The 23,313-nt window shown below is 74.1% G+C and carries 19 protein-coding genes and 1 pseudogene; 6 read left to right on the top strand and 14 right to left on the bottom strand.

Features of this window, described 5'->3' with window-relative positions; genetic code table 11:
• Window positions 1-78: pseudogene (locus IF01_RS50690) on the bottom strand (Hsp20/alpha crystallin family protein); the annotation flags it as partial.
• A gap of 110 nt (window positions 79-188) precedes the next feature.
• On the opposite strand from IF01_RS50690, the gene IF01_RS51690 reads away from it, so the two are divergent.
• Entirely contained in the window at window positions 189-1,082 is an 894-nt protein-coding gene (locus tag IF01_RS51690; RefSeq protein ID WP_051757157.1) for a hypothetical protein, read from the top strand.
• Between the two features lie 553 nt (window positions 1,083-1,635).
• Here IF01_RS51690 and IF01_RS0139630 read toward each other — a convergent pair.
• On the bottom strand, window positions 1,636-1,809 hold the full coding sequence (locus IF01_RS0139630; RefSeq protein ID WP_030398498.1) for a CsbD family protein: 174 nt from the start codon (window positions 1,807-1,809) through the stop codon (window positions 1,636-1,638).
• Between the two features lie 123 nt (window positions 1,810-1,932).
• On the opposite strand from IF01_RS0139630, the gene IF01_RS0139635 reads away from it, so the two are divergent.
• Complete coding sequence (locus IF01_RS0139635) at window positions 1,933-2,103, top strand: DUF5670 family protein (RefSeq protein WP_030398499.1); 171 nt, start codon at window positions 1,933-1,935, stop codon at window positions 2,101-2,103.
• 491 nt (window positions 2,104-2,594) lie between these two features.
• On the opposite strand, the gene IF01_RS0139640 is transcribed toward IF01_RS0139635, so the two are convergent.
• Window positions 2,595-3,188 carry a TetR/AcrR family transcriptional regulator gene (locus IF01_RS0139640; RefSeq protein WP_030398500.1) on the bottom strand — a complete coding sequence of 198 codons (594 nt, stop codon included), beginning with the start codon at window positions 3,186-3,188 and terminating at the stop codon, window positions 2,595-2,597.
• A 124-nt stretch (window positions 3,189-3,312) separates the two neighbouring features.
• Between IF01_RS0139640 and IF01_RS0139645 the strand changes: the two genes are divergently transcribed.
• Entirely contained in the window at window positions 3,313-4,422 is a 1,110-nt protein-coding gene (locus tag IF01_RS0139645) for an FAD-dependent oxidoreductase (protein ID WP_030398501.1), read from the top strand.
• A 114-nt stretch (window positions 4,423-4,536) separates the two neighbouring features.
• On the opposite strand, the gene IF01_RS47225 is transcribed toward IF01_RS0139645, so the two are convergent.
• Window positions 4,537-5,301, bottom strand: a complete 765-nt coding sequence (locus tag IF01_RS47225; protein WP_030398502.1) for a hypothetical protein — start codon at window positions 5,299-5,301, stop codon at window positions 4,537-4,539.
• Between the two features lie 527 nt (window positions 5,302-5,828).
• Window positions 5,829-7,262, bottom strand: coding sequence for a tetratricopeptide repeat protein (locus tag IF01_RS0139655; RefSeq protein WP_157855489.1), 1,434 nt, complete (start codon window positions 7,260-7,262; stop codon window positions 5,829-5,831).
• A gap of 631 nt (window positions 7,263-7,893) precedes the next feature.
• Between IF01_RS0139655 and IF01_RS0139665 the strand changes: the two genes are divergently transcribed.
• Together IF01_RS0139665 and ppnP are read left to right on the top strand one after the other, a co-directional pair.
• Window positions 7,894-8,247 carry a hypothetical protein gene (locus IF01_RS0139665; RefSeq protein ID WP_030398504.1) on the top strand — a complete coding sequence of 118 codons (354 nt, stop codon included), beginning with the start codon at window positions 7,894-7,896 and terminating at the stop codon, window positions 8,245-8,247.
• Window positions 8,248-8,776: 529 nt separating this feature from the next.
• Window positions 8,777-9,061: a pyrimidine/purine nucleoside phosphorylase gene (gene ppnP / locus IF01_RS0139670; RefSeq protein WP_030398505.1), complete on the top strand. Its 285-nt coding sequence runs from the start codon at window positions 8,777-8,779 to the stop codon at window positions 9,059-9,061.
• 86 nt (window positions 9,062-9,147) lie between these two features.
• Here ppnP and IF01_RS0139675 read toward each other — a convergent pair whose 3' ends face one another.
• The 4 genes from IF01_RS0139675 to IF01_RS0139690 all read right to left on the bottom strand — a co-directional run bounded on the left by IF01_RS0139675 (window position 9,148) and on the right by IF01_RS0139690 (window position 15,115).
• A complete protein-coding gene (locus IF01_RS0139675; RefSeq protein WP_279617298.1) occupies window positions 9,148-10,833 on the bottom strand; it encodes an ABC transporter family substrate-binding protein in 1,686 nt (561 codons plus the stop codon).
• A gap of 112 nt (window positions 10,834-10,945) precedes the next feature.
• Window positions 10,946-13,105, bottom strand: coding sequence for a dipeptide ABC transporter ATP-binding protein (locus IF01_RS0139680; RefSeq protein WP_078880739.1), 2,160 nt, complete (start codon window positions 13,103-13,105; stop codon window positions 10,946-10,948).
• Window positions 13,102-14,130: an ABC transporter permease gene (locus IF01_RS0139685; RefSeq protein WP_078880740.1), complete on the bottom strand. Its 1,029-nt coding sequence runs from the start codon at window positions 14,128-14,130 to the stop codon at window positions 13,102-13,104. Before IF01_RS0139685 ends, IF01_RS0139680 begins: the two co-directional genes overlap by 4 nt.
• A 1-nt stretch (window position 14,131) precedes the next feature.
• Window positions 14,132-15,115 carry an ABC transporter permease subunit gene (locus IF01_RS0139690; protein WP_030398509.1) on the bottom strand — a complete coding sequence of 328 codons (984 nt, stop codon included), beginning with the start codon at window positions 15,113-15,115 and terminating at the stop codon, window positions 14,132-14,134.
• A gap of 463 nt (window positions 15,116-15,578) precedes the next feature.
• Here IF01_RS0139690 and IF01_RS0139695 point away from each other — a divergent pair, with 463 nt between their 5' ends.
• Window positions 15,579-16,385, top strand: coding sequence for a class I SAM-dependent methyltransferase (locus IF01_RS0139695; protein WP_051757162.1), 807 nt, complete (start codon window positions 15,579-15,581; stop codon window positions 16,383-16,385).
• A 189-nt stretch (window positions 16,386-16,574) separates the two neighbouring features.
• Here IF01_RS0139695 and IF01_RS0139700 read toward each other — a convergent pair whose 3' ends face one another.
• From IF01_RS0139700 to IF01_RS0139720, 5 genes are all read right to left on the bottom strand, one after another.
• Complete coding sequence (locus tag IF01_RS0139700; RefSeq protein ID WP_051757160.1) at window positions 16,575-18,932, bottom strand: DEAD/DEAH box helicase; 2,358 nt, start codon at window positions 18,930-18,932, stop codon at window positions 16,575-16,577.
• A 114-nt stretch (window positions 18,933-19,046) separates the two neighbouring features.
• Window positions 19,047-19,214, bottom strand: coding sequence for a hypothetical protein (locus IF01_RS48815; RefSeq protein WP_157855490.1), 168 nt, complete (start codon window positions 19,212-19,214; stop codon window positions 19,047-19,049).
• A 78-nt stretch (window positions 19,215-19,292) separates the two neighbouring features.
• Window positions 19,293-20,024, bottom strand: coding sequence for a hypothetical protein (locus IF01_RS0139710; protein WP_030398512.1), 732 nt, complete (start codon window positions 20,022-20,024; stop codon window positions 19,293-19,295).
• Complete coding sequence (locus IF01_RS49485) at window positions 20,021-22,417, bottom strand: hypothetical protein (RefSeq protein WP_037782983.1); 2,397 nt, start codon at window positions 22,415-22,417, stop codon at window positions 20,021-20,023. The genes IF01_RS0139710 and IF01_RS49485 overlap by 4 nt, the downstream gene beginning before the upstream one ends.
• 39 nt (window positions 22,418-22,456) lie before the next feature.
• On the bottom strand, window positions 22,457-23,098 hold the full coding sequence (locus IF01_RS0139720) for a hypothetical protein (RefSeq protein ID WP_030398514.1): 642 nt from the start codon (window positions 23,096-23,098) through the stop codon (window positions 22,457-22,459).
• Between the last annotated feature and the right edge of the window lie 215 nt (window positions 23,099-23,313).

The following is a 23,313-nucleotide window of genomic DNA, read 5'->3' on the forward strand; positions in this document are numbered from 1 at the left end:
GGACCAGGTTCCGTTCGTGCCCAGGAACTGCTGGGTCAGCCGGTCCAGTTCGCGGAACGGGTCAGTGCGCATCAGCATCGCGAAACACCTCCACTGATCGAATGGGAGCCAGTGCGCTTCACCTGAAACTGTTCTAGCATGTCATCCATCCGATGACAAACACCCGAGTCACCAGAGGAGTGACACTCATGGGCAGACACCCCGACCCCGCCGGCGGCGGCGCCCCACCTGCCGGACCGGCCTCCTTCCTCGCCGCCGCCGCCGCGCTCGCCGCCATCGACGACGCCGTCCGCACCGCCCGCGACGCCCGTCCCCGGCCCGGCGCCGGTGCACGGGACGAGGGCCCCGAGCCGGCCCTGGCCGCCCTGGTGCTGCTGCGCGAACTGCGCACCGAGCTCGCGGGCTGGGAGGCGGGCCTGGTGGAGAACGCCCGCGAGGGCGGCGCCACCTGGGCCGACCTCGCCCGTCCCATGGGCGTCGCCAGTCGCCAGGCCGCCGAGAACCGCTATCTGCGCCTGCGGCCCACCGGCAGGAGAGCGGACGGGGCCGCCACCGGAGCGGAACGCGTCAAGGCCGTGCGCGACCGGCGGGCCGCGGAACGCACCGTCACCGCCTGGGCCCGCGACCACGCCGCCGACCTGCGCGTCCTCGCCGCCCAGGTCACCCCGACCTCGCCGCCCGCCTCGACGAACTCACCCAGCACACGGACAGCCTGCGCCATGACAGCGACCGACGACGCACCTGACCCCCTCGCCACCACCGAAGACCGCTGGCAGCACATCGAGGACCGGCTCGCCGCCATCGAACACCGCATCCGCGAACAGAGCAGCGCCGCCATCGCCACCCTCGACACCTGCCTGACCAGACTCGACACCCTCCACCACGACCTGACCCACCGACCCTGGCCCCCACAGGCCTCCCCCACACCCCCAGACCCTGCGCACCGCCCGCCGCAACCGACGCGAACCCCGGCAGCCGGCCCCTTCGGCCCGGCCGGCCACCGGCCTACGCAGACCGGCCCGGACACCTCGCAGCACCACGCGGCCGACAGCCACGGGGCAACAGGCGGCGTACCCGCCTGACAGAAACCCGCCACCCCGGCACGGCCGAACAGAGCGGCGGGGCGCGCGGGCGCCCCGCCCCGACAATTTCGGGCCCGGTCACGCGGGAGACCTTCGAGCGTCCCGACCGTCCGGGTCGGTGCGCAGCGGGCGCCGGCGGTCGTGCAGGCCGAGCGCCGCGCCTTCCTCGCCTCGCCGCCTTCGTGAAGCGGTGATCCGGAAGCCGCCCGGCGCGGTCCCAGCGAGGAGCAGCTGGTCGCCTCCGCCCGGGAGGAGGCCGAACGGCAGGCTCGTGTCCGGTGCGGGCGGACGAGTACTGGGCCGGCTTTTCGGCGCGGACCGGGTCGCCGCCCGCCGTCGGCTGCGGCACATCGACGACCCGGCCGAGGAACAGGCTGCCGCGCAGCGGTGATCGGGTGGCGCGCCACGGCGGGCGGTCCTTCCACGAGGGCTTCCCGGCGCGGGCTGCCGGGGCCCGAAGGCCCGGCACGGTGGCACGAGCACCGAACGGCCGGACCCCGGGGAGAGGGGTCCGGCCGTTCGGTGTTCGAGGCCGGGCGAGCCCGAGGCCCGTTCAGTGCTTGAAGGCGTCCTTGACCTTCTCGCCCGCCTGCTTCACGTCGCCCTCGACCTGGTCGGCCCTGCCTTCGGCCTCCAGACGCTCATTGCCGGTCATCTTGCCGGCGCCTTCCTTGACCGCGCCCTTGGCCTTCTCTGCGATGTTCCCGATCTTGTCGCCGGTGCTCATGCGTACCTCCGGTTCGTCGAAGCTGTCGACGCAACGCCTGCCCCGGCCCGCCCGGAAGATTCCCCCGAATATTCGCTGCGGGCCGGGGCAGCCGGATCGCCGACACTGACTGTGGAGGTCGAGATGGTTCCCCTTCTTCTTGTTCTGCTGCTGGCCCTGCTCCTCTTCGGTGCCGGCTTCGCGCTGAAGGCCCTGTGGTGGGTGGCGGTCGTGGTGCTGGTGGTGTGGCTGCTCGGCTTCGTGGCCCGCAGTACCGGCGCATCCGGCGGCCGCGGCCGCTGGTACCGGTGGTAGGCCCAGGCGCTACCGCCCGGACGAACGGGGCCGCGGGGGTGGGGAACGCACACGGCGCGTTCCCCACCCCCGCCGCACCCGCCGACTGCTGTCCGTGGCCGACCGCAGGGAGGCGCCCGGCCTCCCCGGCCGGGAAAAGGGGAGGGCCCCACCGGCGGCGGAGCGGGGGCGGCGATGACCACGGCGGTGGACCCGAGCCCGCCGTACCCCACTGCACCACCAACCACCAACAGCTCGAAGAAGGGAAGGAAGAGGGTTGCCGGCAGCCCTGGGCGGCCCGAATCCTTGGCATCGACCGCGGCGGGAACTTCGTGACAGCGGGCCCTGCGGATTCGAGGAACGCCCCCGAGTACTCCCCAGGGCGGTGTCGTTCAGAGGTTCTGTCCGGCTGGATGCCGGTTCGGGTGGCCTGCGTGGCAGCGTAGTTGCTCGGGTTGAGCCTGTGGGACGCGCAACGCGTCCACGCACACCAGGGCTCCGCGCAGAGCGGGTCAGCTGCCCGGGCGGGAGGCCGCCCAGCCGTGTTCGAGCAGCGCGAAGGCCTCGTCGGCGGCGCGGTTCGGCTCGGCGTGCCGCAGGACGAGGCCGCGGGCCTCAAGGGCGAAACGGGCCAGTGCGGCGCAGCTGATGTCGTCCTCGGGGGCACCTGCAGCCTCGGTAATGGCTCGCGCCAGGGCCGCTTCGTGGCGCGTCCACATGCGGTGGGCGTAGTCGCGCAGCGCGGGGGTCTCCTGCACCATGCGCGTGAAGTCGGCGAACCGCGGGTCCGTGGTGTGGACGGCGAACTGGGTCTGTTTCAGCAGGATGTGCTCGCGCAGCGCCTGGGGGATCGACTGGCCCGGGGTGCGGTCGCGCACGGCGGCGACGAGCGCTGCTTCAAGGTCGTCGTCCTGGTCGAAGACCAGGGCTTCCTTGCTGGGGAAGTGCTTGAACAGAGTGGTCACCGAGACGTCCGCGGCGTCGGCGACGTCCTTGACGCCGACCTGGTCGTAGCCGCGTTCGAGGAAGAGTTCGAGTGCGGCGTCGGCCAGGGACTGGCGCGTCTGGGCCTTCTTGCGCTCGCGGCGCCCGGTCGGTTCGGTCACTCGCCCACGATATCCCAAGATGCAGCGACTTCGAAAGTTTAGTCATTGCACTTATTTTGCGAGTGTGCTTTCTTGATGGTGCCGGCCCTCCCCGCGGCTCACCCACCTCCCGAGGGACACTCCCATGAACTCTGCTCGTGATCCCCGCATCGCGATCGTCGGCGCCGGCCCGGGCGGCCTCGCCTGCGCCCGGGTCCTGCAGCAGCACGGCCGCTCCGCCACCGTCTTCGAACGCGAGGCCTCCGCCGACGCCCGCCCGCAGGGCGGCACCCTCGACCTGCACGCCGACACCGGCCAGAGCGCCCTGCGGGCGGCGGGGCTCCTCGACACGTTCCACACCCTCGCCCGCCCCGAAGGAGAGGAGTGGCGCGTGCTCGACTTCACCGACGCCGCGCTCCTGGCGCACCAGGGGCCCTCCGCCGCCGGCGGCCGGCCCGAGATCGACCGCGGCCAACTGCGCGAACTGCTCCTGGACTCGCTCACCGAGGGAACGGTGCGCTGGGACCGCGCCGTCAGCACGGTCACCCCCCTCGCGGACGGCACCTGCCGACTGCTCTTCGCCGACGGCGCCACCGAGGACTTCGACCTGGTGGTCGGCGCCGACGGCGCCTGGTCGCGCGTCCGCCCGGCCCTGTCGCACGCCGCACCCCGCTACACCGGCGTCACCTTCCTCGAGACCGGATTCGACGACTGCGACACCCGCCATCCCGACCTCGCGCGGCTGGTCGGCAGCGGATCGATGCTGGCGAAGGGCGCCGGCAGGTCCCTGGTCGCCCAGCGCAACAGCAACGGCCGCATCCACGCCTACATCGCGCTCCGCACGCCGCAGGACTGGCACACGGCCGCCGGTATCGACCTCGGCGACCAGCGGGCCGTACGCGCGCACCTGCTGAGGATGTTCGACGACTGGGACGAGAGCCTGCGCTACGTCCTGCGCAACAGCGACAGCGGGTTCACCAACCGGCCCCTGTTCGTCCTGCCCGCCCCGCACACCTGGCAGCACGTTGCCGGCGTCACGCTGCTCGGCGATGCCGCGCACCTGATGCCCCCGGCCGGGCTGGGCGCCAATCTCGCGATGCTCGACGGCTCCGACCTCGCCCACGCCCTCGTCACCGAACCCGGCATCGACGACGCCGTCCACGCCTACGAGAGCATCATGCTGCCGCGCTCGATCGAGGCCGCGACGAGCAGTGCGCAGGGACTCGACCACCTCGTTCCCGCAGTCACTTCCTGAGCAGACCCCACCGCCCCCGGCCCCCCGCGGCCGTTCCCGCGTCGATCACGTGCACTCTCCCGGCGGTCGTGCCAAGCCCCGCGGCGCCGTCGTCAGAGGGTCTGTCCGGTCTGATCACGTGATGCCGAGGGTGTCGAGTGGCCAGGTGGCGTCTCGGCCGTGTTTGCGCAGGGCGGCGGCGATGTTGTCGCAGCCGGTGAGGCGGAGGGCGCCGATGGGACCACCCCTGGTCCGGTGGGTGCGCAGGGCGGCGGCGATGTTGTCGCAGCCGGTGAGGCGGAGGGCGCCGATGGGACCACCCCTGGTCCGGTGGGTGCGCAGGCCGGCGTCGAGCGCGAGGTCCGCGGTGGGGTGGGTCTTGGGGCGGGAGAGGTTGTCGACGAGGAGCCCGGCGCCGCCGGGTTGGTGGAGGAGGGCGATCCAGCCGGCCTGTCCCCACGGCCCGTCGGACAGGGGCGCGGTCCAGCCGATCGGTGTGCTGTCGAGGCGCAGCTGGAGGATGTCCTTGGCGTCGGGGGTGAGCCAGGAGCCGAGTTCCCGGCCGGGGCCGATGGTGGGCTCGAGGTCGTCCAGGAGGTCGGGGAAGTCGAAGCGGATCTCGGGGTCGGTGCAGGCCTCCCGGCGGGCCTGCACGGCCGCCTCGGTCGCCGAGCGCCGGGCCGGCACCGGCCCGGTGTCCGCCTGCTCGGGCCCGGAGACGGGAGCAGGGGCGGGGGCGGACGGCTGCTCGACCGGGGAAGGGACGGTCGGGGCTTCGCCTCGCGGGACATGTGTCTTCCCCGGGACGGCGTCGTCGTCCCGGCCGTCGTCGTGGTCCCGGTGGTCGATCCGCTCGCGCGAGCGGGCGACGAGGCGCTCGGCTCGTCCAGGTGCGGCCAACGGGCCTTGTCCGGGCCGCACGCTGCGCGGCCCGCACCCCGGCTGGAGCTCGATCAGGTCGTCGGGAGCGGACGACGCGTCATCGGGTACGGGAGAGGAGCCTGCGGGGCAGGCACCCTCCACCGCGCACAGGCCACCGCCCGCGCACGCGAGCCCTCGGACGGGTGCCCCCGAGGGGCGTGAAGGGGCCGGGCCCGGGGACGTAGGGGGGTTGGTCCGCGGGGCCCGGCCGTGGGGCCAGCAGCGCCGGGGACATGGCGCAGCTGCTCTGGCCGGCGGCCCGGTGGTGCTGTGGTGGGGCCGCCGTGCGGGGAACAGTAGACCTGCCGAGCGGCGGTGGCCAGGGGTTCGACCTGCGATTTTTCGGCCGCGAACATGCCATCCCTCTGGTGGTGCGTCCCGGGTCGCAGCGGCTGTGTCCGGGCTGTCCGTTCCCGGGACGCCGTGCCGCCGGCCGCACGGGCCGGGGCGCCCCCGGCTGCTGGGGCGGTCGCGGGCGCGACGGAGGCGTCTTGCCGCCGCACTTCCTAGAACGGGGGCTGCGAGGCGTACCCGTCCGGCACGGCCCAGGGGTCGTCCTGCGGCCGCCGTGCCGCCGCCTCCCGCTGTTCGTGGGCCGCGCGCTTCTCGGCGATCGTGGGGACGGATGCGAGGGCCTCGGCCGGGCGGCCGTGCTCGAGCAGCATGTCGACCAGGTCGTAGACGGCCGAGCGCTGGGTGGAGGTGCGGAGCAGGGCCAGGGCCTCCTCCAGCCGTCCGTCCCGCTCCAGCAGCCGTGCCAGGCGCAGGTCCCACTCGCCCGGCTCCTTCTCGTCGAGGGCGGTGGCCTGTGCGACGGCCTCCTCGCAGCGGCCCGCCTCGCCCAGCAGCCACAGCCGCAGGTCGAGGACCTGGTCCGGATGCCCCTCGGCCCACGCGCCGGTGAGCCCGTCCAGGAGTTCGAGGGCCCGGCCGGGCCGGCCGTCGCCGACGAGCAGTTCCAGCGCCCAGTGCAGGAAGTTCCAGCAGTCGTAGTAGTCGTAGGTCGGCCGGCCTGCTTCCACCGCCTCGTCGATCCTGGCCTGGCGCACCAGGAGTCGCATCAGCGCCGCGCGGTCGTTCGGGTCGTCGTGGGCCTCGATCGCCTCGCGCAGCAGGGCCTCCGCCTCCAGGGCGCGCCCGGTGTCCTCCAGCGCCTTCGCGTACACGGCGAAGGCGGCGCGGTGCTCCGCCTCGGCGAGGGCCCGCAGTTCCTCGATCAGCCCCTGCCGGGCGAGGAGCTGCGCGTAGTGCTCGGGGAAGTTGAGGGGATGGCGCCGGCCCGAGGCCGTCTCGGTGCGCACGACCTCGACGGCCTCCTGCGCCCGCCCGGCGCGTTCCAGGACTTGGGAGATCAGGAGCAGCACGTCCCACCGGTCCGTGCGGGACGCCCGGCACGCCTGCCCGCACCGTCCGCACCCTTCGCTGTCCTTGTGCTCCATGTGCTCCGCCTCCCGCGTGAGCAGGTGCAGCACCCGGTCGTCGCGGCCTTGGCCCTCGGTCACCTCGACCAGGCGGGAGCGGAGCCAGGACTCCCCGAGATGGGGTGCGAGCACGTCGATCGCCTCGTCGGCCCGCCCTGCCGTCGCCGCCAGCCCGGCGTAGCGGGCGCACACGTGGCCGTCGCCGAGTGCGGCCGCGTCCGGGCGCACCGTCGCGAGCGCCTCCTCGCCCTCGCCCCGAACGATCATGATCTCTGCGGTGGCCCAGTCGGCCTCGCGCCATCCGATCTCCCTGAACGGGGCCACCAGGGCCGCCGCCCGGTCGGTGTCCCCGGCCGCGCACAGCGCCCGGGCCGCGGCCTGCGTGCCGATCCAGTCGCCGCGCTCCCGCGCCGCTCCGATCAGCAGCTCCGTCTCCCCCAGGTCGACGAGGGTCCGCGCCAACCGCGGGTAGATGCCGCCGTGGTGTCGCGCCTGCCAGGAAAGATCATCAATGTTCACGCACGCACCCTACGAACCACCGCCGACAGACCCGCCCGGCGAAAGGCCCGCGCCGCGGTCCGGCCCCTTCCGGCCGTGGGCGCCGGCAGCGGGCCTGGGCATCATGACCGCACGAATCCCGGGCTCGTTCCACCGGCCGGCGTCGGTCCCCGTTGGCACGGTCAGGGCCCGGGCGGCGACGGGCGACGGCGCCACCGGGACCTGGTCCCGGCCGACAGGGCATCGAACCGCAGGGGCACTTCGGACCGGACCGATCCAGGGCCCATTGGCCGGGCCACCGGCGCGAAAGCCACCGGACGACACCGGAAAAGGGAAGAGCGAACACGAGATACAGGGCAGCGGCCCCGACCGTGCTCCCTGCCGAACCGGCTGCCTGGGCGACGAGCACGGCCAGGAAGAGGATCAATGAGAAGGCGGAGGAGCGGGGTTCGCGGGTGCCCGCCGGTGGTCTGCCGGTGCCGGTCGCGGGCGAGGAACCCGGCCGGGGTCGCAGCCGGCGAAGCGGAAGCGGGCGGGATCGGCGGTGGTGTCGGCACGAGGGTGCTTCGCTGTTGTCGGGGCAGGTGTGCGGAGGACGGTGGTGAGCGCATTTCAGTTGGCCGGTCGAGCAACGCCCGGCAGGATCTGTCGCATGACACGCGACGACCTCGCCGAGATGCTCGCCGACCAGACACCGGCCTGCGGCCCCGCACGCGAGGCCCTGCTCTCCGGGGGCGCCTTCACGGTCTGGGACAGCCTGATCCCCGCCAACCAGCACTTCGGCGTCTACCGGCGCCGTCTGCGGACCGCCCGCAGGCGCGGAGTCGCGACGCTCGGCCTCACCGAGACCGTTGGGATCCTCGAACAAGCAGCCGACGAGCCCTTGCGCATCGGCCTGATCAGCACAGCGGATCGGGCCTGGGGATTCATGCTCTTCCTCAACGCCGCGGCCACGACGGTGCTGGCCTGCGCCCGCGGCGGCCGCGTCCGGCCCGAGGACGACTGACATCGAACCGAACGCGCGACATGCTCCCCGACCCCCCGGAACCCGAAGCGCGGCGGCCTTCCCGTCCGCGCGCCGGAGCTCCGTGAGCACCGCCGCGCACCGCGCCCCGAGGACCACCTCCACCGCGGCGGGTGAGGGAGCGTCACCACCGCCGTTCGTCGTCGCCGTCGAGACCTCCTGGGCCGGCCGGGTGCGTGGGTTGCCCCTGCCTTCCGGCAGACCCACCACCCCAGGAGCCCGGTACCGGGAACCGCCGCTGTTCACCGCGTCGCAGCCGGGCGCGGTCACCGACCGCTCGGCGCACGCGACGGACCTCAGCCGTTTCCGCAGCCGGTCCCGCTCCGGCGCCCGGGCGCAGCCGGCCGGGGCCGCGTACCGGTGCCTGCCCGGCCTGGGGGGAGGGTGGTCGGTCGCGGCTGCGGCCTGCGCGCAGGGCCGGTGGCGGCTGCCGGTAGCCTTCCCTCTCCGGGGGCCGGCCCGCGAGGGGCGGGGTGCCCCCCTTGTCTGCCCGTCTCCCGAGAGGATGCCGATGTTCAAGGTCAACGAGTACTTCGACGGTGCGGTGAAGTCGGTCGCCTTCACGGCGGAGGAAGGTCCGGCGACCGTGGGCGTCATGGCGCCCGGTGACTACGAGTTCGGTACCGCGAAGCGGGAGATCATGCACGTGGTCAGCGGCGCGCTGAGCGTCAGGCTGCCCGGCTCCGACCGGTGGGAGACCTTCCGGGCCGGCGAGCGGTTCGACGTCCCGGCCGACAGCAGGTTCCAGGTCAGGAGCGCGGTGGAGAGCGCCTACCTCTGCGAGTACCGCGACTGACGTCGCGCACCGCCCCGCCACCGGGATCCGGGGGCGGGGGCGGGGCGGTCGCCGCCGGGGTGGCGAGGGGCGGCGGGCCGGCGGTGCTACTTCTGCCAGCCGATGGTCTCGGGCAGCGGGCTGTGGAAGATGGTGGCGCCGACGTTGGCGAGTCCCTTGCGCAGGCCGTAGGTGGAGGGTCCGCTGTAGAGGGGCAGCAGGGAGTACTGCTGCAGCGCCTTCTGCTCGAGCTTGTTGACGGCCTCGATCTGCTGGCCGAGGTCGGCGATGTCGCCGGTGGCGCGGATCTCCCGGTCGAGTTCGGGGGTGCCGGCCCCGGTGATGTTCGACTCGCGGTCCGAGCAGTAGAAGTCGCACAGGGAACGCGCGCCGAAGGGGTCCGTCGAGCGGTTGCCGGAGATGAACAGGTCGAAGCGGCGCTCGCTGAGGACCTTGGAGAAGTCGTTCGAGGAGACCTTGTTGACGTTCAGCCGCACGCCGACGGCCTTGAGCATCGCGGTGAACGCCCCGGAGACGGCCTTCTCGACGGGGTCGTCGCCGAGCAGGGTGTAGCCGAGTTCGAGTTCCTTGCCGTCCTTGGCGCGGATGCCGTCGCTCCCGGGCTTCCAGCCGGCCTCGTCCAGGGCCTTGCGCGCCTGCTCGGGGTCGTACGCCAGTACGGCGGAGACGTTGTCCTGGTAGCCCTGCTGGAAGCTGTAGAGGACCGCCGAGCCCGGCAGCGGCTCGCTGTAGTCGAGGCCCTGGAAGCGGATCTTCGTGATCTGGGAGCGGTCGATGCTCTTCTGCACCGCCTCGCGGACCTGGACGTCGCCCAGGAACGGGGACTTGGTGTTGAGGTACAGCGCGTACTCGAAGGGGCTGCCGCCGCTGCGGACCTCGGCGTCCTTGACGGCCTTCACCTGCTTGAGGTTCTCCGCGTCCCCGACCGGGACGTAGTCGATCTCGCCGTTCTTGAAGGCGTTGACCGAGGCGGCGCGCTCGAGGTTGACGTAGACGCGCTTGTCGAGCTTGCCCTTGCGGCCCCACCAGGCGGGGTTGCGCACGAAGGTGATGTTGCCGGACTGGGCGTCCCAGGTGCCCACGGTGTAGGGCCCGGCGCCCCATTCGGGGTGGGCCGTCTTGACGTACGCCTTGTTGAAGTTCTCGACGGTCGCGGCCTGGGGGTGCAGGAAGGTGGTGAACAGCGCGGACCAGGAGGCGTTGACACCCTTGAAGGCGATAACCGCCTGCTTGGCGTCCGCGCCCCGGGTGACGGAGGTGATGCGGTCGTAGCCGTCGGTGGAGGAGGCCGCGTACTCCTTGTCCGAGCCGTTGTTGGCCTTCCAGGTGGCCTCGACGGCACGCCAGTCGATCGGGGTGCCGTCGTTGAAGGCCGCCTTCGGGTTGAGGGTGATGACGACCTTCTGGTCGCCGCCCTCGACGGAGACCTTCACGTCGCTGTAGTAGTCCGGGTTGTACTGCACCTCGCCGGTGGGCGAGTACGTGATGGCGTCGGCGTTGTACCAGGACCAGATCCGCAGCGCGTTGAGGGTGCCGTTGACGTTGAAGGGGTTGCCCTGCTCGTCGAAGGTGCCCGCGGTGGTGTAGGTGCCGCCGTCCTTGAGGTTCTCGTAGGGCTGGGGGTTGTAGTCGGTGACCGAGGAGGCGACCTCGGCGGCGTTGCGGGTCTGCTTCCCCGAGGAGTCGCCCGAGGACGGCGAGGAGGAGCAGGCGGTGGCGGCGACCGAGACGGCCGCGGCCAGCGCGAGGGGCAGGGCGAGCTGACGACGCACGGGATGTCCTTGGTGGGAAGGGAAAAAGGGGAAGGGGAAGGGGGCGCGCGGGCCGGGGAAGGGGGCGCGGGCGGGTGACAGGCGGGGAGCGGGTGAGGAAAAGGGGCGCAGGTCAGAGCGCGTGGCAGGCGTACCGGTGGTCGGAGCCGTCCGGCGCGCCGACGGTCGAGGGCCGTTCGGTGCGGCAGCGGGTGCGCACGCTCTCGTCGGCCTCGCGGTGGAGCGGGCAGCGGTCGACGAACACGCAGCCCGCCGGCAGCCGGGCGGCGCTGGGCTGCTCGCCCCGAAGGACGATGCGCTCGCGACGGCGCTCGCGCTGCGGGTCGGGCAGCGGGACCGCCGACAGCAGGGCCCTGGTGTACGGGTGCCGCGGCCGGGCGAAGATCTCCTCGGTGGCGCCGGACTCGACGATGTGTCCGAGGTACATCACCGCGATCCGGTCGGAGAAGTACCGCACCACGGCCAGGTCGTGCGCCACCACGAGGTAGGCCAGGGCGAGTTCGCGCTTCAGCCGCACGAGCAGGTTGACGATCTCGGCCTGCACGGAGACGTCCAGGGCGGACAGCGGCTCGTCCAGGACCAGCAGCCTCGGCTCGCGCGCCAGGGCGCGGGCGATGCCGACCCGCTGGCGCTGGCCGCCGGACAGGGCGGCGGGGAAGCGGTCGCCCACGGCGCGGTCCAGTCCCACCAGGTCCAGGAGCCGCGGGATGCGCGAGCGCACGGCCGTGCGGTCGGCGCCGGCGGCCCGCAGCGGTTCGGCCAGCAGGTCGAAGACGGTCAGCCGGGGGTCCAGGGCGTCCGTCGGGTCCTGGAGGACGATCTGGACCTCGCTCCGCAGCTCCCGCACCTGCGCCGCCGAGCGCAGCGTGGCGACGTCGGTGCCCGCCACCTCGATCCGGCCGCCCTCGGGGGCGCGCAGGCGCAGCACCTCGCGCAGCGTGGTGGTCTTGCCGCTGCCGGACTCCCCCACCAGGGCGAGGGTCTCGCCCGCACGCACCTCGAAGCCGACGCCGTTGACCGCGTGCAGGGTGCCCGTGCGGCGTTTGAGGAGGGCGCCCCTGGTGACGGGGAACGTCTTGACCAGGTCCTCGACGCGCAGGACCACCTCGCCCGGGGTGCGCCGCGCTGCTGCGCGGTCCGGGGTGAGGGCAACGGCGGACCCGGCGGGCCCGGCCGGGTCCAGGGTGCCGTCGGCGATCTCCTGCGCGCGGTGGCAGGCGACGCGCCCGGGCCGCCCGGCGGGTGCGGTCAGGTCCGGTTCGGTGGTGCGGCAGACGTCGCGGGCCACCGCGCAGCGCGGTGCGAAGGCGCAGCCGGCGGGCAGGGCGACCGGGGAGGGCGGCTCGCCGGCGATCGGGAGCAGGGGCCGCTGGACGCCGCTGCCGGCGGTGGGGACGGCGGCCAGCAGCCGGGCGGTGTAGGGCATGGTGGGGCGGGCGAAGAGTTCGTCGACGCCCGCGTGTTCGACGATCCGTCCGGCGTACATGACGGCGACGTCGTCGGCGTGGCCGGCGACCACGCCCAGGTCGTGGGTGATGAGGACGAGGGCGGCGCCGCTCTCGCGCTGGGCCAGGCGCAGGACCTCCAGGATCTGGGCCTGGACGGTGACGTCGAGGGCGGTGGTGGGTTCGTCGGCGACGAGGACCGAGGGTTTGTTGGCGATGGCCAGGGCGATGACGACGCGTTGGCGCATGCCGCCGGAGAACTCGTGCGGGAAGGCCTTGGCGCGTTCGCGCGGGTCGGGGATGCCGACCAGGTCGAGCAGTTGGACCGCCTGTTCCCAGGCGTCCTTCCTGGACAGGTCCTGGTGCACGCGCAGGGCCTGGGAGAGCAGCCGGCCGACGCTGAGGACGGGGGTGAGGGCGGACATCGGGTCCTGGAAGACCATGCCGATGTCCTTGCCGCGGATGCGGGCGAGTCGGGTGTCGTCCATGGCCGCCAGGTCGCGCCCGCCCAGCAGGATCCGGCCCTCGAGGTGGGCGGCGGGTGGCAGCAGGCCCATGAGGGCGAGGGCGGTGGCGGACTTGCCGGAGCCGGACTCGCCGACGATGCCCAGGGTGCGCCCGGGCAGGAGGTCGAAGTCGACGCCGCGCACGGCCTGGACCGGTCCTTGCTCGGAGGGGAAGGAGACGCGCAGGTCACGTACGGACAGGACGGGTGCGGGCCGGGCGGGACCGGGGCCGCTCCCGGGCCCGGGGTTCTCGGGGCCGGGCCTCTCGGGGCCGGGGCCGGGGTTCTCGGGGCCGGTGGGGCGGGCGGGTGCGAGGGTCATCGTCGGCCTCCGGCCGCGCCGGTGGTGGACGTGGGGTCGAGGGCGTCGCGCAGGCCGTCGCCGACGAAGGTCATCGAGACGGTGAGCAGCACGGTCAGGGCGGCAGGGAAGGCGAAGAGCCAGGGGGCGCTGGTGATGGTGCCCGCGCCGTCGGCGAGCATCGTGCCCAGCGAGACGTCCGGGGTCTGGACGCCGAAGCCGAGGAAGGACAGGGCGCTCTCGCTGAGGACGGTGGAGACCACTCCCAGGGTGAGGTTGACGATGAGCAGGGAGCCCAGGTTGGGGACGATGTGGCGCAGGACGATGCGCAGGGGGTGCACGCCCATGAACTCCGCGGCCAGGACGTAGTCCCGCTCGCGCAGGGACGTCGACACCGACCAGACGACGCGGGCGGTGGACATCCAGCCGAACACCGTCAGGACGAGGACGAGGACCCGCCAGTCGCCCGCCAGCTTGTGCGAGACCAGGGCGAGGACGAGGAAGGAGGGCACGATCAGCAGGAAGTGGATGAGGGCGAGGGTGGCCTTCTCCGTGCGGCCCCCGAGGTAGGCGGCGCCCGCGCCCACGACGGCGGAGACGGCGACGGTCAGGACGGAGACGCTCACCGCGATCACCAGCGAGCGCTGGAGGCCGTGCGCGGCCGAGGCGTAGACGTCGTTGCCGCCCTGGTTGGTGCCGAACAAGTGCTCGGTGCCGGGGGCCTGGGTCAGGGCCGAGAAGTCGGTGTCGGAGAAGTGGTAGGGGGTGAGGAGTTGGCCGAAGGCGCTGAAGAGCACGAGCAGCAGGAGGATCGCCACGCCGGCGACGGCCGTCCGGTTGCGCCAAAAGCGGCGCAGGTAGAGGCGGCGGCGGCCGAGGTAGCGCCCGTCGTGCCCGGTGGGCGGCCGCTCGGCGGCCGGGCCGGCGACCGGGCCGGGAGCGGCGGCGGGGGCTGTGACGGTGGTGGCGGCGGCAGCAGCAGCGGTGACTGTGGTGGTGGCGGGGATGCCGTCGGGGGTCGGGTCGGGGCTCACGGGGGTGCCCATCTCAGCTCACCCGCACTCTCGGGTCCAGGAGAACGGTGGTGATGTCCGCGAGGATCGCGCCGATCGCGGTCAGGGCGGCGGCGAAGGCGGCGGTCGCCACGGTGCCGTGCACGTCGTTCTTGTTGATGGTCTGGACGAAGTACTGGCCCATGCCGTTCCAGCCGAAGACGGTCTCGGTGAGGACGGCGCCGGTGAAGACGGCCGGGATGCTGAACGCCACGGACTGGGCGGTGGGGATCAGGGCGGTGCGCAGGGCGTGCCGGCGGATCGCCTGGGCACGGGTGAGCCCGGTGGCCCGGGCGGTGCGCACGAAGTCGGAGCCGATCACGTCCAGCAGCAGGGAGCGCTGGGTGAGGTGGTGGCCCACGTACCCCGTCAGGGTGAGCGTCAGTGTCGGCAGGACCAGGTGCGCCGCGCGGTCGCCGAGCGTGGCCCAGAATCCCTCCACGTCCGGGGACCTCTCGCCCGCGACGTACAGGAAGTGCCAGCCGGCCTGTTCGTTCAGCCGGATGGCGAGCAGGACCAGGGCGAGTGCGGCGACGGACACCGGGACGTTGAACAGCGCCATGGACAGGGCCTGGGCGGCCCGGTCCCGCCAGCCGTACTGGCGCGAGGCGGTGTGGACGGCGAGCGCGACACCGACGACGACGGACAGGAGCGTGGCGCCGATCACCAACTGGGCGCTGACGAGGGAGCGGTGGCCGATCTCCCCGTTGACCTCCACCCCGACCGGGGAGCGGCCCCAGTCGAAGCGCAGGACCACCCCGCTCAGCCAGTCCCACCAACGGTGGAGCAGCGGCTCGTGCGGGTCGAGGTTGTAGGGGGCCAGGGCGCGGGAGACCTGTTCGTCGGTGCGGACCGGGCGCAGCTCCTTGAAGTTCGAGCGCGGGTCGAGGAAGGAACTGGCGAGGAAGTACGTGGCGTTGGTGGCCACCGCGATCACCAGGAACCAGCCCGCTGCCCTGCGTGTCACGTACCGGAGCACGGATGCCACCTCCCCGCGGGGGACGGCGGGCGCGGCCGGGAGGTGCCGGGTCTGGCGGAGCTGAGCATGGGGTGGCGCTCTTTCGGTCCAGGGGGGGTGCTTGCACTGTGGTGCAGAGGCCAAGTCTGTGTGCGAGCGACACGTGGGCACCAGTGGTCCAGACATGTGGACACGAAGACGAAACAGCCCCGAAGTACGCGGATGTGTGCGCGTCACACGTCCGTCGATTCTGCAGGTGGGAGCGGGTACTGGGGGGCCGCGGGGGCTGTGGGGTCCGCGGGGGCCGGCGGGGGATGCGGGGGATGCGGGGCCGGTGCTGTCGTGCGCGGGACCCGGGCGGGAAATCGCAGGCGCCGCCCGGGGGCGTCTCGTACGCTCCTCGTGACCGGTCCGCCGAACAGCCCCCGAGGATTGTGTGAAGCACTTCGACCTCCGCGCCAGGATTCCGTCGCTCGCGAAGGCCATGGCCGCCGCCGACCACAGCCCGCACGCCCAGCTGGCACAGACCCGCCACCGTGCGTCGCTCGTGGAGGACTGGGACATCGGGCCCGGGTCCACCGTCCTCGAACTGGGCTGCGGACAGGGCGACATGACCGCCGTCCTCGCGGAGGCCGTCGGACCCCGGGGACGCGTGGTGGCCGTCGATGTCGCCGCTCCGTCCTACGGGGCGCCGGTCACACTCGGGCAATCGGCGGCCCGGCTCGCGGCGGGCCCGCTCGGGCCGCGCATCGACTTCCGCTTCGGCACCGATGTCCTCGACCCCTCGGTCGACTTCCCCCGCGACGCCTTCGACCACGTCGTGCTCGCCCACTGCTCCTGGTACTTCGCCTCGCCCGGGCAACTGCGCGACACGCTGGCCCGGGTGCGGCCCTGGGCACGGCGGCTGTGGTTCACCGAGTGGGACCTGACCCCCTCCAGCGGCGACCAGCTGGCACACCTGCTCGCCGTACTGGTCCAGGGCCAGATCGAGGCCGCGGGCTCGCACGGCGAGGGCAACATCCGCACACCCTTCTCCCGCGAGGCACTGCTGCGGCTCCTGCCCGGGGCCGGCTGGACGGCGGACGGCGGCGGACCGGTCGACACCGGCGCACTCCAGGACGCGGACTGGGAGATCACCGCCTGCCTCGACCTGATCACCGCGGGAGAACGCCTGGCCGCGCTGTCCGAACCGGTACGGCACCTCGTCCTCGGCCAGAGCGACGTCCTGCGGGCCGTCGCCGCACCGCAGGGCAACCGCCCGCTCGCCGCCTACTGGGCCAGCGCACACTGACCCGCCACCCCGCCCGGGGCGTCGACGTCCGACGGGAGCGGCCGACCGGCCGCTCCCCCGGTGCCCCCGACGCGGGCCCGCACGCCCGGGTGCGCGGCACCGGCGCCGCCACGTGTTGGCGGGTGGGACCGCGGACGACGGCCCCGCGGCCCCTCCACGGGCCGGGAGTGCGGCGTCGTGCGGGGCGGGTCAGCCCGTGACGGTCCCGGGGCGCCGGTGCAGGGCGTCCAGGAGCGCGGCCTGGTGCTCGGTCAGCCTGCCGTCGGTGCGGGCTCTGTCCTGTTTGCGCAGCCAGGTGCCGGGGCGGAAGGTGGGGTCGTCGGCGAGACCGGTGCGGTTGACGGGGCCGGTGAGGGTGCCGCCGGCGGCGAGGTAGGCGAGCAGGCGGCGGTAGGAGCGGTTCCAGTCCGGCTCCAGGCGCCACAGCTCGTCCAGGGCGTCGAGCTTCGCCGCCTGGTCGGGGGTGAGGCCCGCGGCCTTGCGCTGGCGGCGCATCCAGGCGCCCACCGCGTAGTCGTCGAGCTTCGCGGTCGCCGGGACGGCGAGGTGGCCGTGCCGGTGGTGGAACGCGGCGGCGTAGGCGGCCCCGCGTTCCCAGGCGCCCGCGTTCTTCGACCAGATCATGCCGAGCGCCTCCAGCTCCGAGACGCGGGCGGCGTCCAGCAGGTGCTGGCCGTTCAGGTGGCGCTGGCGGGCGAGCCAGGAGACCAGCTCGGCGTGCTCGGTCCTGTCGGTGGGATCCAGGTGGCCGTGCCGCAGGTGGAACACGGCTGCGACGGCGTGCATGCGCTGCCACTCGAGCGCGCGCGGGTTGAACGCGCGCAGCTTCACGGTCCGCAGGATCCGGGCGGCGTGCCGGCGGGCGTCGATCCTGAGCCACTCGATCGGCGACTCGACCGGCGACTCGACCGGGGCCGGCTGCTCATCGGCTTCGACGGTCTCGTCCTCGGGCGACGTGGCCGCGGTGGTGTGCGCGGTGCCCTGCGAGCGGGTGCCGCGCAGCTCGGTGATCCGGCCGACCACCCGGGCGTCGTGCGCCGCCAGCGCCCGCAGAACCCGCCAGATCGTGCGGAACGAGCTGGCCTCGATCTCGGCGTCGGCCTCCGCCTTCACCGCCTCGCCGGCGTCGTGGACCTCGGCCGGGTCGGCGGTGGCGGTGTCGTCGCCCGTCCCGGGGGTGGGCAGGTACACAGGGATGACGACCCAGGACACCTTGCCCTGCCGGTAGGACTGGCGCAGCGCGCGGCCGACGGCCTGGACGATGTCGATGACCGAGCTCTTGGGGTCGGCGAAGCAGATCGCGTCCACGGCGGCGACGTCGATGCCTTCCGACAGGAGGCGGGCGTTGGCGAGGATGCCGCACTCCTCGCCGTCCTCGCCGGTGTGGGCCTTGAACTCGGCGAACGCGGCGCGGCGGTCCCTGAGCCGGTCGGTGCCCGCCACCGCCTTCGCCCGGATCCGCTCCGGACGGTCCGCGTCGGGCAGCAACGCGGAGGCGTCCGGCAGGGTGTTCGCGAACTCGCGGGCCGCCGTGACCCGGGAGTGGAAGGTGATGACCCGTCGCAGGCCCAGGTCGGCGACCGCGCGCAGCAGCGCGATCTGCAGGGCCAGGCGCAGCAGTTCCTCGTTGCTGCGCTGCGAGCGGAGGTCGGCGACGGCGGGGAGGTTGAGGAGTTCGCGCAGGTCCTCGTCCGTGACGACCGGGACGAGGACGCGGTAGTCGGCGAGGTAGCCGTGCTCGATGCCCTGGCCGAGGGTCCAGGTGAACACGGTCCTGCCGAAGACGCGCTCGTCGTCCATGGAGCACAGCGCGGGCAGCGCCCGGCCGTCGGCGCCGGCGAGGTCGGCCGGGTCGTCCTTCGCGCGCCGGTCGTCGGCGATCCGCGGGGTGGCGGTGAAGTACAGGCGGCGCGTGGCGGGGACCTGGTCGTCGACGTGCACGGCCGCCCACGCCTTGCCCTGGGCGCCGGCGGTGCGGTGGGCCTCGTCGATCACGACCAGGTCCCACTCGGGCAGGCCGAAGTCGCGGTGGGCCCGGACGATGCGCTCCAGGCTCGCGTAGGTGGCGTACACGGTGACCGGCTCGCCGGTCTTCCCGGCGGCGACCAGGTCGGCGATCCGCGGCGCCTGCGTGGACACCCGGGCGTGGATCCGGCCGCCGGCCTCCGCGCTCTCCAGCGCCTCCTGGCGCGAGCACGCCGCGACCGCCAGGCCGCGGCGGGCGCCCTTCGTGGACCAGGCTTCGGCGGTCTGCTCCAGCAGTTCGATCGTCGGCACCAGCACCAGTACCCGCCCCCGGGCGGCCAGGCGCCGGGCGCAGCCGGCCGCGACGAGGGTCTTGCCGGAGCCGGTCGCCGCGACCACCGTGGCGCGGCCGCCGTCCTTCACCTCGCGCACGGCGGCCGCGACCGCGTCCTTCTGGAACCGGTGCAGCGGCAGCGGGTTCACCGCGGTGGCGGACAGCGGTGCCGGGAGCGGCTGCCCGGCCGCGGCGCGCAGTGCGGCCGGTACGTCCTCGACGGCGGTGGTGGTGGTCGTGGTGTCCACGGCGCGGGTGTTCTCCTTCGTCGGCCGGGTCGCGGGAAGGCGGGGTGCCGTGCGGCCGGGCGGGCGCGGCGGGTCAGCGGGGGCAGGTGCGGAATCGCGCCTTGCGCAGCGCCGTCAGGTCGGCGATGACGTCGCCGGGCTGTTCGTCCAGGCGGTCCTGGTCGAAGTCGGACGGAACGGCCCGGGCGATCCGGTCGCGCAGGCGAACAGGCCGGCGGCGTCGGCGAGCCGGTAGGCGGTGCGGGTCCCGAGGGGGCGGCCCGGGTCGGGGCGGTCGGTCACGGGGGTCCTTCGTGCGTCGGAGGCGGGCACAGGGCCGTCAGGGGCGGGCCCGGGGCCGTCGGAGGTGGACCCGGGGTGCTACTCGTTGACGAGGACCCGGGTGCTGTGGTGGCCGTCGGGGGTCCAGGTGCGGATCTCCAGGTAGACGATCTCGGCGTCCTCGACGGCGCGGCCGCTCTCCACCAGCCAGGTGAGCACGGCGTGGACGACGTCGCCGTGGGCGTCGGCCACCCGCCGGGACCACTCGGTGGCGGGGAAGCCGCCGGTGGCGGAGGAGCCGTAGGTGCGCTCCTCCGTGCCGTCCGCGCGGGGCACGACGCCGCGCCGGATGCCGGGCGAGTCCTGTCGGGAGCCGGCCGCCAGGGTGAAGTAGCGGGCGCGCATGCGCACCGTCAGCGCGACCCGCCCGTCCGCCTGCGCGGCCGCGTGGATCACGGCGGCCAGGTGCGCGGCGCCGGACCTGATGGCCTGCCGGCCGGCGCGGCCCGCCATCGACCCGCCCGGGGTGCCGATCACGTCCTTGCCCCGCACCCGCGCCTTGTGGCCGGTCCTGGTGCGGCGGCGGGTGGTGTTCGCCCCGGCGATCCCGGACAGGGTCTCCTCGTCGCGTTCGCCGCCGCGGACCGCCCGCACCAGCTGGCGCAGCGCGCCGACCATGCTGGCGCCCTTGCCCTTGGTGAAGAACTGGGAGACCAGGGAGGCGTCGCGGCCGAGCATCCTGGCGACCTGACGCCTGGTGAAGCCCTGGTCGATCAGCTGCTGGGTGAGGCGGGCGGCCTCGTTCGGGTGGTCCGGGTCGGCCGGGCTCACTGGTCGCCCCTCTTCTCGGCGGCGGCGAGTTCGGTACGGCCCAGGGCGCGCAGCCTCAGGTACTGCTCCTGGGAGGTCGGGTGCTCGACGGGGCCGGTGAGGTGGCCCTTGAGGAGGTAGTCGCCGACCTCGCCGCGGTAGGGCCAGGGCCGGCGCTCGGTCAGGGCGATGCCGTCGGTGCCGAAGTACACGACCGTACCGGGCCTGGCGTGCAGGGCGCCGGCGGTACCGACGATCTCCTTGCCCTGGCGGTACTGCGTGTGCAGCAGTGCGGCGCGGGCCCCTGACCACACGTAGGCGGCCCATTCGGGGTGGGCGTAGGGGTCGCGGGAGAAGCCGGCCTGGCGCTGCCAGGTGACCACCGTGTCGTCCTGGCCGAGGATCTCCACCCCGGCGGGGAGCGCCTCTCCGAGGGGGGTGGTGCCGGAGACCAGGCGCGGGCGCTGGGCGAAGCCGCCCAGGCCGAACAGCAGCACCGCGCGCACGGCGCGGGAGGCGAGGTGGGCCGCCTGCCGCTGGCGTTCGTCGCCGTGGGCGCGGGAGAGGTTGGTCAGGTCCGCCCACGCGGCCCTCAGGCGCTTGCCCCACTCGTCGAGCGGCTTGCCGTCCTCGAACAGCAGGCCGCCCAGGATCTCGATCCGCCACGGTGCGATGTGGTTCGCGAGGGCCAGGTGGACCTCGGCGCCGCCCGCCCAGGTGGTGAACGTGGCGCCGGGCTGCGAGGGGTAGATCCAGGCGCGGTCACCGGTCACGGGGGCCGGGAGCAGGCCGACGTGGTTCCACCCCTGCGGGACGGTCACCTTGATGTTCCAGTGCGAGCAGGACATCAGGGCCTTCGTCTGCTCCGCCTCCGTCATCGCCGCGAACGCGTGCGCGGTGATGCGGCGCGGGACGCCGACCGGGGACTTCCACAGGTGTTTGGCGTAGGCGAAGGTGCGGTCGTACTCCACCAGCGCGGGCAGCTGCTGCGGCACGCGCGGCGGCAGGAGCAGCTCGGTGCGGCCCTGGCCGCCGGTGGCGTGCAGCAGGGCGCGCAGCTCCTCCGACAGGACCGGGTAGCCGCCGGCCCACCTGCCGGTGGTCGGGATCGTGCGCGACCACAGGTCCCGCCCGGTCTGCGACGGCGAGCCCATGAGGACGGCGTCGTCCCAGTGGCGGCGCAGCGCCTGCCACAGCAGCCGGAAGGCGTCCCGGCAGGTCGTCACGTCGGCGCCGTCCGCATCGAACCACTCCCCCATCGAGCGGATCTCGGTGGTGGCGCTGTCGGGGGCGGCGGCGGGGGCGTAGCGGCCGACGGGCTGGCGCTGGTGGACGAAGTGCCCGGCGAGCTTGTCGCGGCCGCTCCCGACGGCGGTGGTCCACCGCTCGCAGGGGGTGTTCAGCCAGGCGGCGACCGCGTCCTTGAGGGTGCTGTAGCGTTCGGCGCCGTCGTGCCAGGGGGCGCCGGCGGTGATGTAGATGCGTTCGGTGCCGGGCGCAGCGGCCAGGACGGCGTCCAGGATCTCTCCGGGCGTGCGGGCGCCGAGGTCGAGGCGCACGGTCCGGTCGCGCACGGCGAGCGTCCCGGCCGCCACGTCCAGGAACACGGTGGAGCGGGCCTGCTGGACGAAGTTGGGGCGCTTGGAGACCAGGCCGGTGGTCACCGCCTCGAACCGGGCACCGGCCGCGCCCTCCGGGAGGGCGGGCAGCTCGCGCGGGCCGGCCTCGGCCGCAACGACGGGAAGCGTCGGAACGACCGGCGCGGGAGCAGCGGGAGCAGCGGGAGCAGCGGGAGCGGCGGGGACGGGCTGCCCGGCGACGGCCTGGTCCTCGACCGCGATCGGCTCCTCGACCGCGGCCTGGTCCTCGACGGCCGGGGCGGCCGGGGCAGAGCGCTCGGCGGCGGCGCGGCCCTGCGGGGGCGTGGCGGGGTCGGCCTGTACGCCGGGTTCTGTCTCCCCGGTGGCCGGTCCGGGGGCCGGGCGGGTCAGCGCCGGGGCGAGCGCGCCGGCGGTCCCGGCGGCCGGACCGGCCACGGGCGACGGGGCGGCCACGGGCGACGGGGCGGGCGCAGCGACGGGGGCGGGCGCAGCGGCCGGCTCGGCCACGGGCGACGCGGCGGGCGCGGCGGCGGGGGCCCGGTCGTCGGTCCTGGCGGCGCGGACGGCGGCCGGGGTCGGGTCCAGCAGCGGGGCGATCCGCACGACGTCGCCGACCGACAGCCCGGCGGCCTTCGCGACGGCGTCGGCCTTCGCGCCCTCGTAGCCGGCGAGCTCGCTGATCCGGCGGGCGCGCTGCTGGTCGAGCCGGTCGAGGTTGGCCTGCGCGGCCGCGACCGCCTTCTCGGCCCTGGCGATCTCCTCGCGCAGCGGGCGCAGCTCGGCGACCTTCGCGGTGTACGTCTTGCGGTCCATCAGCGGGCTTGCCTTCCGTGGCGTCGGAGCCGTTGCTCCTCAGCGGCCGTTGGGTCGGGTCGCATCGAGGCGGGGGTCGCCGAACAGGGCGTCGAAGACGTCCTCGGTGACGCAGGCGACCAGGGCCCGCTCGGCGTGGCGCAGGGTGTGGCCGGCGCTGCGCCCGAGGGCGGCCACCGCGATCGGCACCTGCGCACGGTAGTAGAAGGTCAGCTCCCGGACGGCGGTCCCCACCTGGCCCGGCGCATCGTCGGGCCCGGGCGCGGCGGGCAGCGTGAACGAGGGCAGGCCCGCCACGTCCGGCTCGCCCGCAAGGTGCAGGACACCGTCGTCGGTGGTCCGGAACGCGACGACCAGGTTGACGCCGTCGGCGCGCCGGTCCCGCGGCAGGCCGTGGCCCTCCAGGACCCGGCCCAGCTGCGTGGGGGACATTCCGGCCGCCGTCCCCAGCGCGCGGCGGTTGGAGTAGCCGCTGGTGGCGTCCGCCCGGGACAGCGTCAACTCCTTGAACACGGTCAGGTGCTGGACGACGTGGCCGATCCGGGCGACCAGAGCGGCGAGGTCCTCGAAGCCGGCGGCCCGCGGCGGCTCGACCGGCCTGTGCTCGCGCAGTGCCGCGAGCAGCGCCCGGCCCAGGTCGTCGGGCACCTCGACCTGATCGCCGTCGAAACCGATCCTCACAACACGACTCCCGAACAGTAGAAGTTGAACGAATAGTACGGCCGTACATTCTGGGCGCCAAAGAGGAAGGGGGCGCGCGGCCCCCGCTCCCGCCGTCGGCGGCTCCTCGCGTTCGAGCCGGTGCGCGCCGCGGAACTGTTCCGCGGTCAGGGGCCGGCCCCTCGGCAGCGGCGCCACCGGTTCGGCGACGCCACGGTCCCCGGGCCCGCGCGGCC

The organism is Kitasatospora purpeofusca, assembly GCF_000718025.1.
GTDB lineage: Bacteria > Actinomycetota > Actinomycetes > Streptomycetales > Streptomycetaceae > Kitasatospora > Kitasatospora purpeofusca.